Source organism: Pseudonocardia sp. ICBG601, assembly GCF_020496245.1.
On sequence record NZ_JAHLJA010000023.1, the window covers coordinates 14,729 to 35,613 of the forward strand.

At 73.9% G+C, this 20,885-nt stretch carries 19 protein-coding genes; 11 read left to right on the forward strand and 8 right to left on the reverse strand.

The genetic code is table 11. From position 1 onward, the window contains the following. Positions 1 to 24: 24 nt before the first annotated feature. Positions 25 to 2,628, forward strand: a complete 2,604-nt coding sequence (locus KPL57_RS08825) for a helix-turn-helix transcriptional regulator (RefSeq protein ID WP_226351201.1) — start codon at positions 25 to 27, stop codon at positions 2,626 to 2,628. A 10-nt stretch (positions 2,629 to 2,638) separates the two neighbouring features. On the opposite strand, the gene KPL57_RS08830 is transcribed toward KPL57_RS08825, so the two are convergent. Beyond that, complete coding sequence (locus KPL57_RS08830; protein WP_226351202.1) at positions 2,639 to 3,430, reverse strand: SDR family NAD(P)-dependent oxidoreductase; 792 nt, start codon at positions 3,428 to 3,430, stop codon at positions 2,639 to 2,641. Between the two features lie 141 nt (positions 3,431 to 3,571). On the opposite strand from KPL57_RS08830, the gene KPL57_RS08835 reads away from it, so the two are divergent. Further along, complete coding sequence (locus KPL57_RS08835; RefSeq protein ID WP_075309379.1) at positions 3,572 to 4,021, forward strand: MarR family winged helix-turn-helix transcriptional regulator; 450 nt, start codon at positions 3,572 to 3,574, stop codon at positions 4,019 to 4,021. Between the two features lie 7 nt (positions 4,022 to 4,028). On the opposite strand, the gene KPL57_RS08840 is transcribed toward KPL57_RS08835, so the two are convergent. The 4 genes from KPL57_RS08840 to KPL57_RS08855 all read right to left on the reverse strand — a co-directional run bounded on the left by KPL57_RS08840 (position 4,029) and on the right by KPL57_RS08855 (position 9,236). Beyond that, positions 4,029 to 5,507, reverse strand: coding sequence for a dynamin family protein (locus KPL57_RS08840; RefSeq protein WP_226351203.1), 1,479 nt, complete (start codon positions 5,505 to 5,507; stop codon positions 4,029 to 4,031). Continuing rightward, entirely contained in the window at positions 5,504 to 7,333 is a 1,830-nt protein-coding gene (locus KPL57_RS08845; RefSeq protein WP_226351204.1) for a dynamin family protein, read from the reverse strand. The genes KPL57_RS08840 and KPL57_RS08845 overlap by 4 nt, the downstream gene beginning before the upstream one ends. A gap of 175 nt (positions 7,334 to 7,508) precedes the next feature. Then, complete coding sequence (locus KPL57_RS08850) at positions 7,509 to 8,306, reverse strand: IniB N-terminal domain-containing protein (RefSeq protein ID WP_226351205.1); 798 nt, start codon at positions 8,304 to 8,306, stop codon at positions 7,509 to 7,511. Positions 8,307 to 8,429: 123 nt separating this feature from the next. Continuing rightward, positions 8,430 to 9,236 carry a hypothetical protein gene (locus KPL57_RS08855; RefSeq protein WP_075309387.1) on the reverse strand — a complete coding sequence of 269 codons (807 nt, stop codon included), beginning with the start codon at positions 9,234 to 9,236 and terminating at the stop codon, positions 8,430 to 8,432. Positions 9,237 to 10,022: 786 nt separating this feature from the next. Between KPL57_RS08855 and KPL57_RS08860 the strand changes: the two genes are divergently transcribed. The 6 genes from KPL57_RS08860 to KPL57_RS08885 all read left to right on the forward strand — a co-directional run bounded on the left by KPL57_RS08860 (position 10,023) and on the right by KPL57_RS08885 (position 15,528). Continuing rightward, a complete protein-coding gene (locus tag KPL57_RS08860) occupies positions 10,023 to 11,564 on the forward strand; it encodes an Hsp70 family protein (protein ID WP_226351206.1) in 1,542 nt (513 codons plus the stop codon). Positions 11,565 to 11,881: 317 nt separating this feature from the next. Then, positions 11,882 to 12,184, forward strand: a complete 303-nt coding sequence (locus tag KPL57_RS08865) for a hypothetical protein (RefSeq protein ID WP_226351207.1) — start codon at positions 11,882 to 11,884, stop codon at positions 12,182 to 12,184. Between the two features lie 67 nt (positions 12,185 to 12,251). Then, positions 12,252 to 13,076 carry a DMT family transporter gene (locus KPL57_RS08870; RefSeq protein ID WP_020623642.1) on the forward strand — a complete coding sequence of 275 codons (825 nt, stop codon included), beginning with the start codon at positions 12,252 to 12,254 and terminating at the stop codon, positions 13,074 to 13,076. A gap of 9 nt (positions 13,077 to 13,085) precedes the next feature. Then, positions 13,086 to 13,808: an alpha/beta fold hydrolase gene (locus tag KPL57_RS08875; protein ID WP_226351208.1), complete on the forward strand. Its 723-nt coding sequence runs from the start codon at positions 13,086 to 13,088 to the stop codon at positions 13,806 to 13,808. Positions 13,809 to 13,885: 77 nt separating this feature from the next. Next, entirely contained in the window at positions 13,886 to 14,839 is a 954-nt protein-coding gene (locus KPL57_RS08880) for a ketopantoate reductase family protein (RefSeq protein WP_226351209.1), read from the forward strand. After that, the gene (locus tag KPL57_RS08885) at positions 14,836 to 15,528 is read left to right on the forward strand and encodes a maleylpyruvate isomerase N-terminal domain-containing protein (RefSeq protein ID WP_226351210.1); all 693 of its coding nucleotides are present in this window, start codon (positions 14,836 to 14,838) and stop codon (positions 15,526 to 15,528) included. The genes KPL57_RS08880 and KPL57_RS08885 overlap by 4 nt, the downstream gene beginning before the upstream one ends. Here KPL57_RS08885 and KPL57_RS08890 read toward each other — a convergent pair. Continuing rightward, entirely contained in the window at positions 15,437 to 17,113 is a 1,677-nt protein-coding gene (locus tag KPL57_RS08890; protein WP_226350710.1) for an IS1634 family transposase, read from the reverse strand. The genes KPL57_RS08885 and KPL57_RS08890 overlap by 92 nt on opposite strands. A gap of 262 nt (positions 17,114 to 17,375) precedes the next feature. Between KPL57_RS08890 and KPL57_RS08895 the strand changes: the two genes are divergently transcribed. The 3 genes from KPL57_RS08895 (at position 17,376) to KPL57_RS08905 (ending at position 19,693) form a co-directional block, all read left to right on the forward strand. Then, the gene (locus KPL57_RS08895) at positions 17,376 to 18,008 is read left to right on the forward strand and encodes a pyridoxamine 5'-phosphate oxidase family protein (protein WP_075309397.1); all 633 of its coding nucleotides are present in this window, start codon (positions 17,376 to 17,378) and stop codon (positions 18,006 to 18,008) included. A 54-nt stretch (positions 18,009 to 18,062) separates the two neighbouring features. Next, positions 18,063 to 18,437 carry a hypothetical protein gene (locus tag KPL57_RS08900; protein WP_226351211.1) on the forward strand — a complete coding sequence of 125 codons (375 nt, stop codon included), beginning with the start codon at positions 18,063 to 18,065 and terminating at the stop codon, positions 18,435 to 18,437. A gap of 197 nt (positions 18,438 to 18,634) precedes the next feature. Next, the gene (locus tag KPL57_RS08905; protein WP_226351212.1) at positions 18,635 to 19,693 is read left to right on the forward strand and encodes a serine/threonine protein phosphatase; all 1,059 of its coding nucleotides are present in this window, start codon (positions 18,635 to 18,637) and stop codon (positions 19,691 to 19,693) included. A gap of 67 nt (positions 19,694 to 19,760) precedes the next feature. Here KPL57_RS08905 and KPL57_RS08910 read toward each other — a convergent pair whose 3' ends face one another. Together KPL57_RS08910 and KPL57_RS08915 are read right to left on the reverse strand one after the other, a co-directional pair. Next, a complete protein-coding gene (locus KPL57_RS08910) occupies positions 19,761 to 20,201 on the reverse strand; it encodes a TIGR03618 family F420-dependent PPOX class oxidoreductase (protein WP_226351213.1) in 441 nt (146 codons plus the stop codon). After that, the gene (locus tag KPL57_RS08915; protein WP_226351214.1) at positions 20,198 to 20,842 is read right to left on the reverse strand and encodes a TetR/AcrR family transcriptional regulator; all 645 of its coding nucleotides are present in this window, start codon (positions 20,840 to 20,842) and stop codon (positions 20,198 to 20,200) included. The genes KPL57_RS08910 and KPL57_RS08915 overlap by 4 nt, the downstream gene beginning before the upstream one ends. Positions 20,843 to 20,885: the final 43 nt, after the last annotated feature.

The window sequence follows — 20,885 nt, forward strand, 5'->3', positions numbered from 1 at the left end:
GGGTGACCCGGAGGGCGGACGAGGATGGCGGCACCGACGACGTCTCCCACCCCTGCCGCGCCGTCGACCGGCCCGCTCGCCGGGTCCCCCGCGTCGATCGCGCTGGTCCGGGAGGTCGCCGAGGACCCGGCCGCGCCGCGCCTGGTGGCCGTCACCGGCCCGGCCGGTGCGGGCAAGTCGACCCTGCTGCGCGAGCTCGTCCGGGTGTGGACCGAGGCCGGCGCCGAGCAGGACGTGACGGTCGTCGACGACGCCCACGAGCTCGGCGACGACGCGCTCGCCGACCTGCGCGGGTACGCGGGCCGCCTGGACGCCCGCCTGGTCGTCGCGTTCCGACCGTGGCCGCGCAGCCGTGCGCTGGCCCGGCTCGGCGCGACGCTGGCCGCCGCCGCGCCGCCGCTGGTCCTGGGCTCCCTGGCCGCGGCCGGGATCGCCGCGCGGGCCGCCCGCGTCGCCGGGGTCCGCATCTCCGACGAGGCCGTCCGGGTCGTCGCCGAGCGCACCGCCGGGGCCCCGATGCTGGTCGACCGGCTGCTCGCCCACGGGCGGGTCGGCGGGCCGGTGCCGCCGCAGCTCGCCGAGCAGATCGGCTACGCCGTCGACGCCGAGGACCCACGGGTGGTCGAGCTGGTCACCGCGCTCGCGCTCGGTGCCCCCGTCGACGGCGAGGTGCTCGTCCCGCTGCTCGGGATCTCCGACGCGGCCGGCATCGGCGTCGGCGCCGAGATCGCCGAGCTCGACGAGCTGTCCGGACGGGCCGTCGCCGCGGGGCTCTGCACCCCCGACGGGCGGGTCGTCCCGCTGGTCGCCGAGTCGATCCGAGCCAGGGTCGCGCCCGCCCGGCGGGCCGAGCTGCGCCGCCACCTCGCCGAGATCGAGCTCGACCGCGGCGGGAGCGTGCTCGCCGTCGCCCGCACCCTGCGCGGGTCCGGGGCCTCCGGGGAGCGTGCCGCCGCGGTGTTCCGGGCCGCCGCGGCCGAGGCGGCCCGCGCGGAGAGCCCGGACGCGGTCCGGTTCTACGCCGAGGCCGTCGCCGCGGGGACACCCCCGCTGACCGTCGCCGCGCACCGCGCGCAGGCCCACCTCGTCGCGGGGGACCTCGACGGTGCGCTCGGGCACGCCGACTCGGTGCTGTCGGCGACCGACGCCGTCGAGGCCACCGACGCCGTCCGGGCCGGGTCGGTCGCGGCCGCCGTCCTCGCCCGGCGGGGTCTGCTGGCGCGCAGTGCCGAGCTGTACCGGTGGACCGCCGCGGTGTCCGGGGAGCGCCCGCCCGCGGCGGCCGTGCCCGTCCTGATCGGGACCGGGGCGCTGGAGGAGGCCCGCGCCGTCGTCGGGGGCGACGGCGGTGGTTCCGGGTTCGTCGCCGGCCGTGCGCCCACCCTGGTCGACGGCGCCGACGACCTGACCGCCCGCGGCATGCTCGACTCGGTCGAGGGCTCCCCGACGGCAGCACTGTCCGGCCTGGCCCGCGCCGCCGGGCTCCTGGAGGCCGCGCACGGCGCCGCGCTGCTGCCCGACACCCCGGCCGCGCTGGCCGCGCTGGTGGCCGTGCACACCGGGGAGTTCGACGTCGCCGCGTCCGTACTGGACCGTGCCCTGCGGACCGGGCTCGGCGGGGCACCCGCCCGGGCCCGGCACCGGCTGCTGCTCGGCTGGATCGCGCTGCTGCGCGGCGCGACCGGCCCGGCGTCGGAGCGGCTCGCCGCCGTCGACGAGGGCGACGACCCCCTCGAACCGCGCGACGAGTTCCTCGCCGCGGCACTACAGGTGGCGATCGCCCGCCGCCAGTCCGACCTCGGCGCCCTGATGCGGTCCTGGACGCGGGCCCGGCAGGCGATCGTCCGCCACCCGGTCGACCTCTACGTGCTGCAGCCGCTCGGGGAGCTGGTGACCGCGGCGTCGCGGCTGCGGGAGGAGAGCTGGGTGGCCCCGCACCTCGCCGAGGCCGACGCGCTGCTCGACCGGCTCGGCCGGCCCGCGCTGTGGGCCGCCCCGCTGCACTGGGCACGGCTGCAGGCCGCGGTCCTCACCGACGACGTCGAGGCCGCCCGCGCCCGCTCCGACGAGCTCCAGCGCGCGGCCTGCGGCAGCCGCTTCGCCCACGCCATGGCGACGGCGGCCCCGCACTGGGTGGGTGTGCTGGAGGACCGGGTCGACGCGGCCGAGGTCGAGGCCGCCGCCCGTGGGCTGCACGCCGTCGGCCTGTCCTTCGACGGCGGCCGCCTCGCCGGGCAGGCGGCGTTGCGGACCGGGGACCGGCGCGCGGTGTCGGCGTTGCTGGCCTGCGCGCGGGCCCTGCAGGCCGCGGGCACGGACCTGCGTCAGGGGACCGTCCAAACGCCGGCGGAGGAGCCCCGCCCGGTGGCGGAGGAGCCCACCGTCGCGGCTCCGGCGCCCGTCGAGGCCGCCCCGGAGCCGGCCGCGTCGGGACTGCTGTCCGAGCGTGAGCTGGAGGTCGCCGAGCTCGTCGTGCAGGGGCGCACCCAGCGTGAGATCGGTGAGGCGCTGTTCATCTCGGCGAAGACCGTCGAGCACCACGTGGCCCGGATGCGCCAGCGCCTCGGGGTGGGCAGCCGCAGCGAGCTGCTCGACGAGCTCCGCCGGATCCTGGGCGACCGCGGCTGACCCCGCCCGGTCAGGGCAGGATCGAGTCGACGTAACCGCCGTCCACCCGGACCGCGGCCCCGGTCGTGGCCGAGGCCTGCGGGGAGGCCAGGTAGGTCACCATGTGGGCGATCTCCTCGGGCTCGATCAGCCGCTGGATCAGCGACTGCGGCCGGTGGGTGCGCATGAACTCGCGCTGGGCCTCGTCCCAGGGCAGGGCCGGATCGACCAGCTGGTACACGAAGTCCTCGACGCCCGCGGTGTGCGTCGGCCCGGCGATCACCGAGTTGACGGTGACCCCACTGCCGGCCGCCTCCTTGGCGAACCCCCGGGACAGCGCCAGCAGCGCCGTCTTGGACACGCCGTAGTGGATCATCTCGGCCGGGATGACGATCGCGGAGTCGCTGGCGATGTTCTGGACGCGGCCCCAGCCGCGATCCCGCATGCCGGGCAGGTAGGTCCGGATCAGCCGGGCGGCGGTCAGGACGTTGACCTCGAAGTAGCGACGCCAGTCGTCATCGGTGATGGTGAGGGCCTCCTGGGCGCCGAAGACGCCCAGGTTGTTGACCAGGACGTCGACGTCGGGCAGCGCCGCCACCAGGGGCGCGGTGCCCTCCTCGGTGGTGACGTCGGCCGCCACACCGACGACCTCTCCGTCGGACTCGTCCCGGACCCGGGCGACGGCCGCGTCGACCCGGTCCGCGGTACGGCCGTTGACCGCGACCCGGGCGCCCGCGCGGGCCAGGCCGACGGCGATGGCGAGTCCGATGCCCTGGGTGGAGCCCGTCACGAGGGCGGTCCGGCCGGTCAGGTCGAGGTGCATGGCTGTCTCTCCAGGAGTCGGGGCGGCCGTCTCGTATCGTGGTGACGGCACGTGCAACAGTCGGCGTACGCCGATAGTTGCACACGCTGGTTATTGCTGACGCCGCCAACGTAGCACCGACGCCCGAAGGGGAGGCACGCCATGTCGCTCGACGACGACGCGGTCGAGACGCGGGCGCGGGGGTGGCGCACCCTGGCCGCCCTGCACGCCCGGCTGGAGGACGACCTGGAGCGGGCGTTGCAGCGCTCGTACGGGCTGTCGGTGGTGGAGTACACCGTGCTCGACGCGCTGGCCCGCCAGGACGGGTACCACCTGCGTATGGCCCAGCTGTCGTCGGTGGTGGCGCTGAGCCAGTCGGCGACGACCCGGCTGGTCGGCAGGCTGGAGGACCGGGGGCTGCTGCAGCGGTACCTGTGCCCCACCGACCGGCGCGGCATCTACACCGAGCTCACCGAACAGGGGCGTCTGCTCCTGGAGAGCGCCCGCCCGGGCCACGACCGGGCGCTGGAACGGGCACTGGCCGACGCGGCGACGCGACCCGAGCTGGCCCCGCTGGTCGCGGCGTTGCACGCCCTGGACGCGACGCCCTGACCCCCGCCTAGTGGTGCGCGTGCGGGCGGGACGCCTCGGCGAGCAGCCCCTCGCAGGAGCGCACCACGATCCGCGCGGCCTCCGCAGAGGCCCGCCCGGTCAGCGGGCTCTCCGCGCGTCGCCGCCAGCGGCGCAGCGCCTCGGAGGCGGCGTCGTGGACCTCGCGCGGGCCCGCGGCGCCGTCGAGCCCCAGCCGGGCCGACGCCGAGCCGCCCTCGCCGCCGAGCAGCCGTTCGGCGTCGGCGAGCGCCTCCGGCGGGAACACGATCTTCCCGGCGCGCAGGTCGGCCAGGGCCCGCAGCTCCACGAACTCGTGCGCCCCGGCCAGGATCCGCTCCACCTCGGCACGCAGCGCGGCCGTCGCCGGGCGGGGCTCGCGGGTCAGCACGAGGTCGACGGCGAGCAGCGCGGAGCGGGCCTTGAGCAGGTCGCGGCGCTCGGAGAACTGGGTGTCGAGCACCGAGCGCAGCTCGTCGAGTCCGGAGCGGCGCACCAGGTCGTCGGCCAGCGCGGTCGGGTCCTTCACGCCCTGGCGGATCAGCGTGGTCCCGAGCCGGACGCCGAACAGGCCGAACCGCTCCAGCAGCGCGATCCGGGTGGCGGCGTCGGGCCGGTCGAGGTCGGTGCGTCCGAACCGGTCGGCCGACAGCAGCAGCGCCTCCACGTCGCCACGCGGGAGCGCGGCGAGCTCGGTGAGCGCGACGTACTCGTCCTGCCGCATGGTGCGGGCGGTCTCGGCGAGCAGCCCGGCGACGGCGACGACGGTCTGGCACAGCCCCCGCAGCTTGTCGTCGCCGCGGTAGCGCCGCGCGATCCGGCGCGCCGAGATCAGCGCGTCGAGCCGGCCGACGCCGATCTCGTCGGCGCGCGAGAGCACCGCGATGGTGTTCACCGGGGTCGCGCGGGCGACGCCGCGGTCGTGGAAGGCCTCCAGGAACCGCACGTCACCGGCGTGCAGGTGACGCATCAGGTAGACGACGGCGGCGGCGGGCGACGGGGTGTCCTCCGGCGTGAGGAACTCCCCGGCCCGGCCGGCCGCGTCGGCGGTCAGCGACCCGATGCCGGGGGTGTCGATCAGGTTGGTGCGGCGCAGGTGCTGCGACGGCCAGTCGACGTGCAGCCGGTCGACGTCCTCCACCCGGGCACCCTGAAGGTCGATCTGCAGCGCGCCGTCGCGGCGGGCCAGGGTGAGCGGACGGTCCGCGCCGGAGCGCAGGTGCATCCGCACACCCGGGGCGGGGGCGTCGGCGTACCAGGTGACGATACGGGTGCACTCGCCCGCGTCGGTGGGCGCGATCCGCTCGCCGACCAGGGCGTTGAGCAGGGTGGACTTGCCGGCCTTGACCTTCCCGGCGATCGCGACGCGCAGCGGCTCGTCGAACCGGTCGAGGTGGTGGCGCAGCCAGCCCGCGGCCTGCGGGGAGTCGCCGTAGGCGTCCAGGGTCCGGCGCAGCAGCGCGCGGGTCTGCTCGGTCAGCGCGCTCACGCCGGACCACCGGAGCCCACGGCCGCGGCCAGCGCCCTGGCCCGCTCGGCGAGGCCGGTCACCCGCTCCAGCTCGGCCTCCAGGTCCGCGACGCGCTGCTGACGCTCGGCGTCGTCCTTCAGGGCGGTCTGCGCGGCCGCGACGGACTCCTTCAGCGCCTCGGACAGCTCGTCGGCGACGGTGGTGAAGTGGTCGCGCAGGTCGCGCTGGATCCGGCGCAGGTTGTCCCGGGAGTCCTTGCCGACCTGGAAGGTGACCTCGTCGATGTGCCGGCGCACGGCGTTCTTCGACTCGGCCTGGCGGCGCTGCTTCAAGCGCTTCTTCTCGTCGCGCACGGTCTTGGCGCCGAACAGCAGACCCGCACCGACCGAGAGCGGGTTGAGCAGGGCGATCCCGGCGAAGGTGGAGGCGAGACCGAACATCAGCATGCCGCCGTAACCGCCGCGGGCGCCGACGAACAGCTTCTGCCCGATTCCGAACTTCTCGTCCGCGGGCATCTCCAGCGGGTCGACGAGCCCGGCCACCGAGCCGCCCGCGACCCGCAGCTCGGGCAGGGTCACGTCGACGGCCTCGGCGAAGTGCTCGGCCACCTGCTCGGCCAGCCAGCGTGCCCGCTCGGTCGTCCACACGAAGTTCTGTGCGACGGCGTGGGCCACCTGCTTGTGGAACCACTCGGCGAACTGGTCCCAGATGTCGGCCGGGTCGGCGTCCTCCAGGAGCTGCTCGGCGTCGCGGGAGACCGCGCGCAGCCGGTCGCGCAGGTCGTACTCGATGTCGGCGATGAGGTCGGCGACGCCGTCGGTCAACGTGGTCTGCCAGCGCGCGGAGCGCTGGCGCAGCCCGTCGACGCGCGACCGCGCGGCCTCCAGCTCGCGGGCGAGCTGACCGGCCTTCTCCGGGTCGTTCTGCGACATCAGCTCGGCCCGCATCGTGGCTTCCAGGGCCTGGCAGGTGACGAGGACGTCCTGGCTGGTGGAGCGGCGGTCCAGGTCGTCCGCGGCACCGACGACCTTGCGCAGCAGGAAGCTGGTGAGCGCCTGGAAGCCGGACTCGGCGATGAGGTCGAGGTCCTGGGTGCGGGCCGCGTGCAGCCGCAGTGCGGAGGACACCGGCAGCAGCTCGGCGTCGATCCGGGCGGTGCGCAGGTGACGCTCGTCGAGCTCGACGATCCGCCGCCAGTGCGGGTACAGGTCGGTCTTGGTGACGATGCAGGCGACGTTCGGGCACAGCTTGCGCGCGGCCTGCAGGAACTCCAGCTCGGGGGCGGTGTACTCCTGGCTGGCGTCGGAGACCAGCAGCACCGCGTCCGCGGTGGGCAGCGCCGACATCGTCGCGGCGCCGTGCGCGGACCCGAGCCCGCCGACGCCGGGGGTGTCGACCAGGGCCAGCCCGCTCTGCAGGAGCTTGCGGGGCAGCGTGACCTCGGCGCGGGTGAGGCGGGCCCGGTTGCCGGGGTTGCCGGCCTCGGAGACGTGCTCGGCGAGCTGGTCGAGCCCGACGACGGTCCGCTCGGCCTTCTCGGTCGTCACGCCGTCGGGCCCGGGGGCCTCGCGGACGAGGGTCACCGACGTCTCCTCGCCGAAGCGCACGAGCGTCGGCACGGCGGTGGCGATGTCGTCGTCGACGGGGCACACGGTGGCGTTGACCAGCGCGTTCACCAGCTGACTCTTGCCCTGCTTGAACTCGCCGACGACCAGCACCCGCACGACCGGGTCGGTCAGCCGCGCCTTCGTCTGCCGCAGCCGTGGCGCCAGGTCGGGGCGGTCGTAGGCAGTGACCGCCTTGAGGGCGAGGTCGACGAGCGCGACCGCCTCCGGCACTGCCACGACCGCTCCCCCCAGATACGTCGCGGACGGTGCCCGGCGGCATCCGTCACGTCCTCGTCATGGATACACGAACGGTGACGGCCCCGGTCACCCACGGGGTGGGTGGCCGGGGCCGTCGGTCCGGGCGGTCGAACCTGCTCCTCCGCCCGGAGCAGTGCGGTGGGTCAGCGGTGGGTCAGAGGCCCACGTGGACGTCGGTGGAGACGTCGTTGTGCGACAGCACGTCGGTGTGGCTGTGGTTGTCCACATCGGTGTCGGTGTGCTGGCTCGCGTCGGTGTTGAACGAGTCGTCGATGTCGGTCGAGGTGTGCGTCTCGGTGTGGGTCTTGTTGAACGAGTCGGTCGCGTCGTTCGAGCCCGTGGCGGTGCCACCGACGGCCGCGGCGCCACCGTGGTCGGCGGAGATGTCGCCGGTCTTGGTGGCCGAGCCGGAACCGAAGGCGGTGGTGTTGCCGTCGCCCTTCACCACGTTGTTGTCGTCGCCCACGATGTTGTCGTGGCCGGTGGTGACGGTCGAGTCGCGGATGTCGTCGCCGGCGGCCACCGAGCCGTCGCCGGACGCGACGACCGACTTGGTGTCGATCGACTGCTCGAAGTCGCCGCCGCCGGTGTCGATGTTCTGGTTCACCGAGTTGTCGACGATGGTGTCGCGGTCGTCGACGTTGTAGGTGTAGTGGTTGTTGGTCACGTACTTGTCGATGTACTTGACCGGGTCCTCGCCGTGGTGCACGGGCGGCGGCGGCGGGGTGTGGTGGTGGCCGCCGTGGCCGCCGCCGGTGTTGTAGTCGCGGTCGAAGGACACGTCGTCGTTGTCCTGGGCCAGGACCAGCGCGTCGCGGACGTCGTCGGCGGAGACCTCGGACAGGCCGCACTGGGCGAGGACACCGTGCGGGTCCTCCTTGAACTCGGCCAGGGCCTTGGGGTCCTTCAGCAGGTCCAGGATGAACTGGATCAGCGACTTCTCGACGGACATGGCGATCTCCTCTGCGGGTGCCGCCGGGCTCGCGCGCTCGGCGGAGGGTTCGGGTGGTGCGGGAGGTGGTGACCGGGCCGGGGTCGGGGGCGTCCCGGCCCGGTCACCGGGCGGTGCGGTGGGTCAGCCGACGGCGAGGTCGATGCCGTTGTGCGACGCGATGTCGGTGTGGCTGTGGTCGTCGATCGACGTGTGGGTCTCGGTGCTGGCGTCGAGGTTCCCGGAGTCGTGGATCTCGGTGTTCTCGTGGGTCTCGGTCCAGGTCTTGTTGAACGAGTCGGTCGCGTCGTGCGAGCCGGTCGCGTTGCCGCCGATGGAGACCGCGCCGCCCTTGTCGGCGGAGATGTCGCCGGTCTTGGTGGCCGAGCCGGAACCGAAGGCGGAGGTGTTGCCGTCGCCCTTGACCACGTTGTTGCCGTCGCCCACGACGTTGCCGTTGCCGGTCGTGATGGTGGAGCCGTCGATGTCACCGCCGGCGGCCACCGCGCCGTCACCGGAGGCGGTGGTCGACCGGATGTCGATGTCCTGGTCGAAGTCGCCGCCGTGGGTGTTGATGTGCTGGTTCACGGAGTTGTCGACGATGGTGTCGCGGTCGTCGATGTTCTCGGTGTGCCAGACGTCCTTGACGTGCACGTTCTCGTGGGAGGCGGCGGCCTTGTGGCCGTGGTCGCCCTTGCCCTCGCTCCAGCCGCCCTTGTCGCCGCCCCAGTTGAAGCCGGTGTCGTAGTGGCGGTCGAAGGACACGGTGTCGTTGTCCTGCGCGATGACCAGCGCGTCGCGGACGTCCTCCGGGGACAGGTCGGCGAGGCCGTAGTGCTGCAGGACCGCGTTCGGGTTGTCGTTGAACCAGTCGCGGACCTGGATGCTCTCGGAGCCGCTGCCGAGCAGGAGCTTGATGAAGTCGATCAGCGAGATGTCGTGTGCAGCCATGTCGGCCTCCGGAGTCGCTCGGGGGGTGACCGGTCCGTCGGCGACGACCGGTGTTGACGACGAAAGCTAGGGGCGCCGGGCCGCCCGGCCATCGGGGATCGCTCCGGGTCCGTCGGGGGGCCGTTAGGGGATCGGTCCCCCACTTCGTTCCGCTGCGCGGCACCGGCTAACGCCGGAGCGGCCCCCGCCGATGGGTCGGGGAGAGGACCACGCCGGCGTGCCGGTTCGACGAGGGGGGAGCAGTGGTGTCGTACCTGCTCGGGATCGATCTGGGGGCCACCTCGGTGACCGCGGCCGTGCTGCGCACGGGTGGTGCCGCGGAGTCCGTCCGGCTGGGCGGCCGCGACGGGAGCGACGTGCTCCCCGCGGTGCTCGTCGCGACGCCCGGGGGCGACCTGCTCTGTGGTGAGCCCGCCCGTCGCCGGGCCCCGGCCGAGCCGGACCGTGTCGCACGCGGCTTCCTCGACCGGGTCGGGGACCCGACACCGCTGTCGCTGGCCGGCTTCGCCTACGCGGCCGAGGACCTGTGCGCCCGGCTGGTGCGCGTCCTGGTCGACGAGGTGTCCACCCGGCACGGTGGCCCGCCGTCCCGGATCGGCATCACCTGCCCGGTGGGCTGGGGCCGGCACAAGCGGGACCTGCTGGCCGCCGCCCTGCGTCGCCGCGGGCTGACCGTCTCGCTGGTGACCGCGCCGCAGGCCGTCGCGCTCGCCCACCGCGCCGTCGTGCCGGCCGGGGGGCCGCTCGCCGTCGTCGACCTGGGGGGGCAACGGGACCACCGCGACCGTGCTGGCCGCGGCCGCACCCGGGGTGCTGCCCGACGCCGTCGGCCGCACGCTGACCTGCCGGACCGGTGGCGCCGACGTCGACGACGCGGTGTTCGCCTTCGTCCGGTCCTCCTCCCCGGCCACGGCCGCCGCGTTCGACGCGCTCGACCCCGACGACCCGCGGACCGTGGCCGCTCTGACCTCCCTGCGCGACGAGTGCCGCGCCGCCAAGCAGCTGCTGTCCCGGGACACGGTCGCGACCGTCCCGGTGGAGCTGCCCGGCCTGCGGACCGCGGTCCGGATCCACCGCTCCGACCTCGACGAGCTCACCCGCCCGCTGCTCGAGCCGGTCACCGACCTGGTGCAGGACGTCGTGGCCGCCGCCCCGGACGCCGAGGTGCTGCTCGCCGGCGGCGCCGCACGGATGCCGGTCGTGGTGCAGGCGGTCTCGGCGGCACTGGGCCGCCCGGTCGCCGTCGTCGCGGACCCGGTGGCCGACGCCGCCCGGGGCGCCGCGCTGGCTGTCGCGCCGGGGGCCGGGACCTCCTGGCCTGGTGTGCGGATGGCGCCGCTGGCCGGTGTCCCCACGCCTCGCGAGCCCGTCGACCCGGCCGGGCGCAGCCCGTGGGACCGGCCCGGGCCGGACACCGCCGACCGCGCCGGCAGCACCGACCGCGCCGGCAGCACCGACCGCGCCGACCGGACCACCCCGGCGTGGCCGACCCGCGGTGAGCGGGAGCGGACCGCACGGACCGAGGCGCCCGCCGCGGACCGCACGGCCGTCGCCCTGCTCGACCCGGAGCCGCCGACCGGCCCGCTGACCGCGGTCCCCCGCACCCGTACGGCCCAGCCCCCCGCCCCCGCACGGACGTCGGTCCTCGGGGCCGGACGGGTGACCGCCCCGGCTGTCGCCCGCCCGGAGCGTCCCGCGCCGGACACCCTGGTCACCCGGGACGCCCCCGCCGGCGCGGCCCGCCGCGGCGTGGTCACCCGGCAGCGCCTGATGGTCGGTGCCGGTGGCCTCGCCGGTGCCGCCGCCATCGCGGGTGCGCTGCTGTTCTGGCCCACGACGAGCCCGGGGATCGGTGAGCTGAGCGCGGCCCCCGTGCTGAGCTCACCGGCCGTCGCACCGGCTCCGGTCGCTCCGGGCGCCGCCCCGGCGCCCGGCGCCGCCTCCGGCCCGGTCGCGGGCGCCCCCGTGGGTGGGACGCGCGCCGGCGCCTCGGGTGGCGCGGCCACCGGGGGCGTCGCGGCCCGCCCCGCCGCGGGTGCCGCTGCGCCGGCCGCGCCCGGCGCCCCGGCTCCGGCCGCGCCGGCTCCGGCCGCGCCTGCCCCGGCTGCTCCGGGACCGGCCGTGCCGTCCGCCCCGGTGGTGTCGCCCCCGCCGGCCACCACACCGCCGGCGACCAGCACGGGCCCGAACACGCCGGCGGAGGGCACGTCCGATCCGACCACCCCGCCGGTCACCACCCCGCCCGCCACCGACCCGACCACCCCGGCCCCGGGCCCGACGACCACGGCTCCCGCGCCGTCGTCGAGCGTCGCTCCGGCAGCCGCGTGATCATCCTGGGGGACAAGGAAATCGATCACCGATCACGCTGTGCGCTGCGACGACAGCGCGGAGTGACCCCCACCCCGTCCCGCCAGGACCCCGGGGCGGGATGATTCGGACCGCCGGGCCGGCGTGGACACGGGAGCCCCCACGCCGGCTCGGCCCCATGCGGGAATGCGATACGGCCGCGCCCGAAGGTGTGAGCGCGACCGCGTCGCGCCGCCGGTCTCCACCCCCTCCGACGTGGTAAAACCGTGGTCGTCACGGTTCGGGGGCACGGGTGAGAGGGGCGCGTGGTGACGCGGTTGGCGGGGGCGGTCATCGGCATGGCAGCGGGTGCGTTGGTGCTCGCCTATGTCGTGGTGGGCTGGCCGATCCTGGTGGTCGGCGGGCCGCTGCTGGTGGGGGTGGCCCTGACGGTCGGCGTCCTGGTCCTCACCGAGCGCCCGCGGGCCGTGCTGGCCCAGCGCCGGGCCGTCCAGGCAGGCACCTCTCCCTGGCAGGCCGCCGCCGACACGCGTGACGAGCAGCCCGGCCGCGGGCTGATGAGCGGCTTCTTCGAGATGCCCGCGGCGCTGCCCGAGCAGCGGCCCGCCCCGTCGGACGCCCGCCCGGCCGGCACCCGCTAGCAGTACGTCACAATCGGCCGGTGCCGATCTTCCCGCGTGCCGCCCGTGACCTGACCCGGGCCCGCCCGTGCTGATCGGGATGTTCTTCGCGGTGCTCGCGATGCTCTGCAGCACCGTCGCCGCCATCCTCCAGGCCGACGCGGCCAACCAGGGCGGGCGCACCAGCGCGGTCCTGGCCCGGCCCCGGTTCGTCGGCGGGATCGGGATGGACCTCGTGACCTGGCTCTGCATGGTCGTGGCGCTCCAGTACATCCCCATCTTCGCGGTGCAGGCCACGCTCGCCGGGGCCATCGCGATGACGGCCCTGTACGCCCGCTACTTCCGCGGCGAGTGGCTGCGGCCGGTGCACCGGCTGGCGATCGGCGCCAGCATCCTCGGGCTCGCGTTCGTCGCCGGCAGCGCGGGGACCGAGCGCAAGCAGGCCCTGACCGGCCACGGCACGACCGTGGCCGTCCTGATCGCGGCGCTCGTGGTGTTCATGGGGGCGACGCTGGCGGTCACCAACTCGACCAAGCCGTGGCCGTCGGCGGTGCTCGCCGGGCTCGGGCTGGGCGGCGGCTCGGTCTGCATCCGCGCGATGCACGTGTCCGAGGGGGTCGACCTGGCCGGTCTGCTGCGCGAGCCGCTGGTCTACATCCTGGTCGGCATGGCGCTGACCGGCCTGTACAACTACGCCCGCGCACTGCAGCTCGGCGACGTCTCCACGGTGACCGCGCTCTACATGGTCACCCAGGTCGTCGTGCCCGGTCTGGTCGGCATCACGCTGCTCGACGACACCGTCCGCCCCGGTCTGTGGTGGCTGCTGCTGCTCGGGCTGGCGCTCGTCGTCTACGGCACCTCGATCCTGGCGCGACGCCGTCCGGAGAAGCGGACTCCCCCGCGGGTGGCCTAGTTTCGGCTCATGCCCTCCTTCGAGCGCCCCGGCGTGACGCTGCACTACGAGGAGCACGGCACGGGGTTCCCGGTCCTGCTGCTCGCCCCGGGCGGCATGAACTCGACGATCGCGGCCTGGGACAACGCTCCCTGGAACCCGGTCACCCACCTCGCGCAGCGGTACCGCGTCATCGCGATGGACCAGCGCAACGCCGGGTCCTCGGTCGCCGAGGTCCACGGCGACGACGGCTGGGACACCTACACCGCCGACCAGCTGGCCCTGCTCGACCACCTCGGCGTCTCCGAGTGCGCGGTGCTCGGCATGTGCATCGGCGGCGCCTACATCGCGAACCTGCTGGTGACCGAGCCGCAGCGGGTCCGGGCCGCGGTCGCGCTGCAGCCCATCGGCCGTGCCGACAACCAGCACCTGTTCGAGAAGAGCTTCGAGAGCTGGCGCGCCGGGATCGAGGCCGACCACCCCGGGGTCCCCGACGACGACTGGGCCGCGTTCCGCACGAACATGTGGGGCGTCGGCGGGATGCTGTACTCCGTTCCCGACGAGGCGCTCGCCCATGTCACGACGCCGTGGCTGGTGCTCATGGGGACCGACGCCTTCCACCCGGAGCCGGTGTCGCGCCGGCTCGCCGAGCTCGCGCCGGGTGCGGAGCTGGTGGAACAGTGGAAGGTCGAGCCGCACGTCGCCGACGGCCGCGCCGCCGTCGACCGGTTCCTCGCCACCCACCTGGTCTGATTCCTCCACGACGGCGGGCACCCACTGCCCCGCCGTCGGTGGTGCGCCGGCACGACGGTTGAGTCAGGATCGTCGTCGTGCGTTACGTGGTGATCGGGGCAGGGGCGGTCGGCGGGACGATCGCGGCGCGGCTGCACGCGGCGGGGCGGGAGGTCGTCGCCGTCGCCCGGGGCGCGCACCTCGACGCGATCCGCGAGCACGGGCTGCGCCTGGACACCCCGGACGGGTCGACCACCCATCCGGTGGAGGCCGTGAGCACGGTCGCCGAGGCCCGCCCCACCTCCGACGACGTCGCGATCCTCGCCGTGAAGTCGCAGGACACCCCGCCGCCGCTGGCCGCGCTGCTCAAGGCGGCCCCCGGGATCACCGTGGCGTGCGCGCAGAACGGCGTCGCCAACGAGCGCCTCGCCGCGCGTCGCACCGACCGGGTGCAGGCGATGCTGGTGATCCTGCCCGCCGAGCACTACGAACCGGGTGTCGTCGTCGCGTCGTCGTCGCCGGTCCCGGGTGTGCTCGACGTCGGCCGGTTCCCCTCCGGGGTCGACGCGGCCACCGAGGCGATCGTCGCCGACCTCACCGCGGCCGGGTTCTCCTCCCGCGCCGACCCGGATGTGATGGCCGCGAAGTACGGCAAGCTGCTCACGAACCTGGCCAACGCGGTCGACGCGATCTGCGGGCTCGACGACCCGGACGCCCCCCGCCTCGTCGAGGCCGCGACCGCGGAGGGCCACGCCGTGCTCGCCGCGGCCGGGATCACCGCCAGGACCGGCGACGACGACCGCGTCCGCCGGGAGGGCATCGTCACCGAGCGGCCGGTCGCGGGTGCGACGCGGCGGGGCTCGTCGTCGTGGCAGAGCCTCCGGCGCGGTTCCGGTTCCATCGAGGCCCGGTACCTCAACGGCGAGATCGTGGCCCTGGGCGCGGCGCACCGGATCGCGACGCCGGTCAACACCGAGCTGATGCGGGTGGCGGAGGAGATGGCCGCGGCCGGGGAGCAGCCGGCTTCGCGGTCCGGGGCCGATCTGCTGTGACGGCCTATCCGCTGGACGTGGCGCGGCCCGCGTTCCTCGACACGCTCGACGGGTTGTCCGCGCTGCTCGACCACGTCGACGACACCGACCTGCACGCTCGCAGCCGCTGTCACGGCTGGCTCGCCGCCGACGTCCTCGCGCACCTGCACCTGGGCCTGGTCGAGATGCTCGCCGGGTTCCCCGCCCGTACCGACCGTCCCGCCGACGCCGACCTCGCGACCTACTGGACCGCACCGCCGCCCGGGTCCGAGCAGCCGGGCTGGGCGCACGAGCGCTTCGCCCGCGCCGTCGCCGCGGCCTACGCCCGCCCGACCGGTCAGGTCGCCCACGTCGCGACGACCGTGCGCGGGCTGCGCCGGCTCGTCGCCGACCTCGAGCGGCCCTACCGGCTGGAGTTCCAGGGCGTCGTCCTCAACGTCGGCGACTTCGTCGCGACCTGGGTGGTGGAGGTCGTGGTGCACCACCTCGACATGACCGTCGTGCTGCCGGACGCGCCCGCGCCGCCGGCGTCCGGGCTCGCGGTGGTGCGGGAGACGGTGCTGCGCCTGGCCGGGGACGCCGCCGTCGCGGGGTGGGACCTGACTTCGGTCACTTGTCTTAGTGCTTCGCCGCGGGCTGACGGAGCGCGTCGAGGAGGGCCTGTTTGTCGGCGGGGACGGCGGGCGGGAAGGTCTGCTGGGTGCCGTTGATGGCGATGGTGGCCGAGCGCAGTGGTCGGAGCTGGCGGACGACGTTGCGGATGGTGAGCCCGGTGCGGTTCTGGATCTCGCGGGCGACTGCGAGGGCGGTGAACACGATGGTCAGGTGCGCTTCGATGGACTGGCGTTGGTGGTGGAACATCGGGCGGGCGCGTAGGTCGGTTTTGCTCATCCGGAAGGACTGCTCGACGTGCCAGAGGTCGTGGTAGTCGCCGATGATCTCCCCGGCCGCTGCGCCGCCGGCCGGGATGTTGGTCACGTAGCCCTTCAACCCGACCAACCGGTATGCCCGAGCCAAGGAGGCCTCGTCCAGGGCGCGGGAGCCGTTGGTGACCTTGACGAACCGCGGTGTGCGCGCGGGCTTCTCGCCGGCGATGACCTCGCGGGCCCGGTTCTCCTGCAGGGTCAACGTGCGCCGGTCCCGGACGGCCCGCTTCGTGGAGTAGGCCCAGACCGCCCGCCAGGATCCCGGATGCTGGTTGGGGTTCCAGACGGGCTCGGCCTTGACCTTCGGGCTGTTCTCGCTGCGCCCGGTGCGGCGGTCGCGTGGTGTGAGGGTGTCGATGATCTGCCCGTCGACGAAGGCGTCGCCGTGCCAGTGGAAGTGCGACTCCAGGTCAACCGGGGCCTTGGTGAGTCGGGAGCCGACGATGAACCGCAGGCCGGCCTCGTCGAGGTCGCGCAGGTTCGCGGCCGAGAGCATCCCTGCGTCGGCGACCACGACCATCCCGCCCGGCTCGACCGGCAGCTGGTGTCGGGCCCGGAAGGCCTCGATGATCGGCAGGATCGTCGCGGTCTCGGTCTTGTTGCCCTCGAAACAGCCGATCTCGAGGGGGAACCCTGCGCGATCGACCAGCAGCCCGACGACGACCTGCGGGTCGACCCGGCGTTCCTTGGAGAACCCGACCTTGCGCAGGTCGTCCTCCTTCTCCGCCTCGAAGTAGAGGGTGGTGACGTCGTAGAGACACAACGACACATCCCCACTGCCACGGGCGTGGGTGAAGCAGGCCCTCGCGATCTCGTCGCGGTAGCTGCGCCCGGTGCAGCGCAGCAGGGTGCGGCGCATCGTCTTTTCGCTCGCCGCGGTGACGCCCAGACCGGCCAGCACCCGACCGGTGTCCAGGATGGACGTGGGCTCGACGATCCGGGCGATCACCAGGTCGCGGAACGTGTCATCAGCGACCTCTGCGAACCCGAGGCCCGCGTAGACCTCGGCGAGGATGTCGAACAGCACCCGCGACCCGGTCGTGATCACCTGCGGCGCACCCACCCGCCGGGTTGTGGTGCTCGGGGCGCGCCGCGGCATCTGGCCGAACAGCCCCTCCTGCGTGGCACCGCCGGCCGCGGTGGGCGCGATCAGCTCGGCCCGCCGGGGTGACGGCGCGACGCCCAGATCCAGGGCCTGCTGTGCAGCGTCGTCGATCAGCCCACGGGCCTGCTCGACCAGCAGGCCCAGCTCGGCCTCGGTGTGCGCTGACCCGACATGGGCCACGATCCGTCGATGGCCCTGCACGGACTCGGCGATCTGGACCGCGGTCGCCCCGGAGGCCGTCCGTACCCGCCTCACCCACGCCACCTGACCGAGCGTAGAGCACCGAATTAGTGCCTCACACCGCTCCCGCGCAAACACATCACCGCAGCTCAGCGCAGTACAAGCTGCGAAACCAGGCTCGGGTGACCAAAGTCAGGTGGGAGGACGACACGGCGCTCGCGCTGGCCGCCACCGGGCGGGAGCCGGGCATGACGCCCGTCCTGGGCTAGCAGGTGATGCCGGTCGTCCCCCGGCCCGTGACCGGAATTCTCTCGGCCCCGCGCCCGTCCGCGCCTACCGTCGACCCATGACGTCCGACGCGCACGGAACCGAGATCCGCACCCTCGCCGAGCTGCAGCAGATCACCGGGCAGCCGATCGCACCCGCCCTGGCGAAGGAACGCGACCACCTCGTGGACGTGCACCGCGCCTGGCTGGCGGCGTCCCGGTTCCTGCTGCTGGCGACGTCGGGCCGGGACGGCACCTGCGACGTCTCGCCGAAGGGCGACCCGGCCGGGTTCGTGCACGTCGTCGACGACCGCACGGTCGCGATCCCCGAGCGTCCCGGCAACGGTCGCGTCGACGGCTGGCGCAACGTCCTGGAGAACCCGCACGTCGGCGTCATCCTGCTGGTGCCGGGGCGCAACGACACGCTGCGCATCAACGGCCGGGCCCGCCTCGTCCGCGACGCGCCCTACTTCGACGAGCTCGCCGTGAAGGGCCGCCGACCGCTGCTCGCCTGCGAGGTCGCGATCGAGCAGATCTACTTCCACTGCCCCAAGGCGTTCCTGCGCTCCGAGCTGTGGGCGACGGAGAGCTGGCCCGCGCCGGACGCGCTGCCCTCCACCGCGCAGCTCGCCAAACGGCTCGCCCGCCCCGACGAGCCGCTGGAGAAGATCGAGGAGTACTACGGCGCCGGCTACGCGGCCCGGCTCTACTGAGGGTCGCGCAGGTTACATCGAAACCCCAGGTCAACCCCTGCACAATGGGGAGACGTGACACCCCCCGTCCCGCCGCTGCGGCGGTCCCTGCGCGCCCTGCTGTTTGCCGTTCTCACCGCGCTCGCGATCCCGGTCGCGCTCGCGGCGGGTGCCGCGCTGCCACCGGCCGCGGTGGTCGCGGGGATCGTGCTGGCGGTGGTGGTCGCCGGGGTGGCCCGCACCCTGTCCTGGGTGGCCGGGGAGCCGATCGGCGAGCGGGCCACGGTGCTGGCGGTGGCCAGCGGCCTCGGCGCCGGGATCGCGGCGATCACCCTGGGCGTGGTCGCGGTGTTCGCGGGTCCCGCGGTGCTCGTGCTCGTCCCGCTGCTCACCGGCGCCGGGATGGTGACCTGGTGGGTCGCCCGCCGCGACGTGCCGCCCGTGCTCTGAGTCCATGATCACCGGGTGTGGAGTCCGGAGTGCACTCCACGACCCTCTGCGCTCCACAATTGGCGATCATGCTCCCGCGCGGCGACCGTCATCCGCCCCTGTCTACTGGCTGTGCTGGTCTCGGCGCACCGTGAGGAGACCGGCACTCCCCTGCCTCTGAGCGGTGTCGGATGAGCACTTCTCGGGGAGAGGTGGGTATGGCGAAGGGCGAGCGCCTTGCTCGACACGGCTGGATGTCGTCCGAGCTGGGTTCGTACAGCGATCGTCAGTTGGCGTCGATGGTGGACCGAGCGGCGCCCCGGGGCACTGGCATCGGCGGCACCTCCGCGGTACTGGAGGTCGACCGCACCCCGGTCTTCGTGAAGAGGATCCGCTTGACCGATATCGAGCGGAAGACGTCGAACGTCGAATCGACGGCGAACCTCTTCGGGCTGCCCGTGAAGTGCCAGTACGGCGTGGGAAGTCCGGGCTTCGGTGCCTGGCGCGAGTTGGCGGCGTGCATCACGACGACGGACTGGGTCCTCTCGGGGCTCTCGGACGCGTTCCCTCTGCTGTACCACTGGCGGGTGCTGCCCGGAGTGGGTCCGCGGGCGGGCGACGCAGCATCAATGGAGCGCGAGGTGGCGTTCTGGGGTGGCTCGTCCGCCTTACGCGGTCGACTCGCCGCGCTGGCCGATGCGACTGCCAGTCTGGTTCTCTTCCTGGAGTTCGTGCCGTACACCCTCGAGGCGTGGCTTTCTGCCCAGGTGGCGGAAGGTCGGGTGGCGTCCGAGGCTGCGGCTGTCCTGATGGAGGCGCAGCTGCTCTCGACGGTCGAGCTCATGAACGCGGCGGGGATCCATCACTTCGACGGCCACTTCGGAAACCTGCTCACCGACGGGCGTCAGCTCTTCTTCGCCGACTTCGGGCTGGCGACCTCGCCGAGTTTCGAGCTCTCCGAGGCCGAAGCGCGCTTCCTGCACGAGAACCGCACCCATGACTCCGGCTACGCCGCGATGCGTCTGGTGAACTGGTTGGTGGCCACCTTCGCCGGCGTGGGTCCGGCGTGCACGGTCGAGGAGCGCAACGGACTCGTCCGCGCTCTGGCCGACGGTGCCGGAGTGGCAGGGGCTCCGGAGGCGGTATCGCGGCTTGTCGACCGTCTCGCGCCCGTTGCGGCCGTCATGAACGGCTTCTACTACGAGTTGTTCACCGGGAGCCGTGCTGCCCGCTACCCCGCTGGTCGAGTAGCCGAGGCCCTCGCCGCGCGGCCGTGAGCGTCGATCTCGGGCGGAGAAGCATCCGTCGAGGTCAGGCTGGGCAGCGGTGGGGCCCGGAATCGTCTCAGGTGCGGGGCGAGTGCACGCTGTCGGCGGCGACGGTGAGGATGACCCGGTGCTGTGCGCCGGTGCCGCCGCCGAATCCTGGGTAGGGACGGCCGAGGTACTTGTGGGCCAGGTGGTCGATGTGCTCGGCCCCTCCGTCGGTGGTGGCCGAGGTGACGCGTCCGCGAACCGCCCACGAGCGTGCGGGGGAGGCCGGGTCGGCGATGCCGACCGCAACACGGGGGTCTCGGTCGATGTTGCGCATCTTCTGGTGCGTGGTGACGGTGTTGATCACGATGTTGACGCCGTCGGTGTCGACCCAGGTCTGGCTGATCTGCGGTGAGCCGTCGGGCATCAGGGTGGTGAGGAAGCAGATCGCCGGCGCACGCAGGACCTCGATCAGACTGGCCGGTAACGCGGCTGTCGGCAGAGCAGATGCCGAGTCGGGTGTGGTGCTCATGGGGTGTCCTTCGAAGAGGTCGGGGTGACGCCGTAGAGGCCGTCGATGAGGTGGGGGGCGGACGAGTCGTTCGGCAGTTCGGCGGTGCGCAGGCCGGCGAGAGCGATGGTGAGTGCGCGGCGCCACATCTGCGGATCGACCTCGCGGGCGGCGTCCATCACCGCACCGACCATCAGGTGCACCGCGACGAGATCGGTGGGAGTGACGCTCGGCGGTAGCTGCCCGGCATCGATCGCCCTGGTGAGCAGTCGGGCCGCCAGCGGGGTGATCTCGTCGCGACCCCGTGCCACCAGGTCCGGGGCCTGGTTACCGCTGCGCAGCAGTTCGCCCAGACCGCGGTTGTCGGCCTCGAGCTCCAGCTGGCGGGTCATGAACCAGCACAGACCTTCCCACGGGTCCTCGGTCAGAGCGGCTTGTCGGGCGAGGTCGACGACGGTGTCGATGTGCTCGGCGAACAGCGCATTCATCAGGTCTTCCCGCTCGGGGAACCGGCGGTACACCGTGCCCATGCCGGTGCCGGCCGTCCGGGCGATGTCCTCGTAGGACACGCCCAACCCGTTGCGGGCCATCAGGGCGTGTGCGGTGTCGAGCAGTAGCTGCCGGTTGCGTTGCGCGTCGCGTCGCAACGGGGGCGTGTCCATTCTGCCAAGCTACCAAGTGGAACCACGGCTACCAAGTTGAAGA

Excerpts from the sequence above, each read along its gene's own strand:
- KPL57_RS08825 (WP_226351201.1), top strand. The coding sequence starts at position 25 with ATGGCGGCACCGACGACGTCTCCCACCCCTGCCGCGCCGTCGACCGGC.
- KPL57_RS08830 (WP_226351202.1), bottom strand. The coding sequence starts at position 3,430 with ATGCACCTCGACCTGACCGGCCGGACCGCCCTCGTGACGGGCTCCACC.
- KPL57_RS08835 (WP_075309379.1), top strand. The coding sequence starts at position 3,572 with ATGTCGCTCGACGACGACGCGGTCGAGACGCGGGCGCGGGGGTGGCGC.
- KPL57_RS08850 (WP_226351205.1), bottom strand. The coding sequence starts at position 8,306 with ATGTCCGTCGAGAAGTCGCTGATCCAGTTCATCCTGGACCTGCTGAAG.
- KPL57_RS08855 (WP_075309387.1), bottom strand. The coding sequence starts at position 9,236 with ATGGCTGCACACGACATCTCGCTGATCGACTTCATCAAGCTCCTGCTC.
- KPL57_RS08865 (WP_226351207.1), top strand. The coding sequence starts at position 11,882 with ATGGCAGCGGGTGCGTTGGTGCTCGCCTATGTCGTGGTGGGCTGGCCG.
- KPL57_RS08875 (WP_226351208.1), top strand. The coding sequence starts at position 13,086 with ATGCCCTCCTTCGAGCGCCCCGGCGTGACGCTGCACTACGAGGAGCAC.
- KPL57_RS08895 (WP_075309397.1), top strand. The coding sequence starts at position 17,376 with ATGACGTCCGACGCGCACGGAACCGAGATCCGCACCCTCGCCGAGCTG.
- KPL57_RS08905 (WP_226351212.1), top strand. The coding sequence starts at position 18,635 with ATGGCGAAGGGCGAGCGCCTTGCTCGACACGGCTGGATGTCGTCCGAG.
- KPL57_RS08910 (WP_226351213.1), bottom strand. The coding sequence starts at position 20,201 with ATGAGCACCACACCCGACTCGGCATCTGCTCTGCCGACAGCCGCGTTA.
- KPL57_RS08915 (WP_226351214.1), bottom strand. The coding sequence starts at position 20,842 with ATGGACACGCCCCCGTTGCGACGCGACGCGCAACGCAACCGGCAGCTA.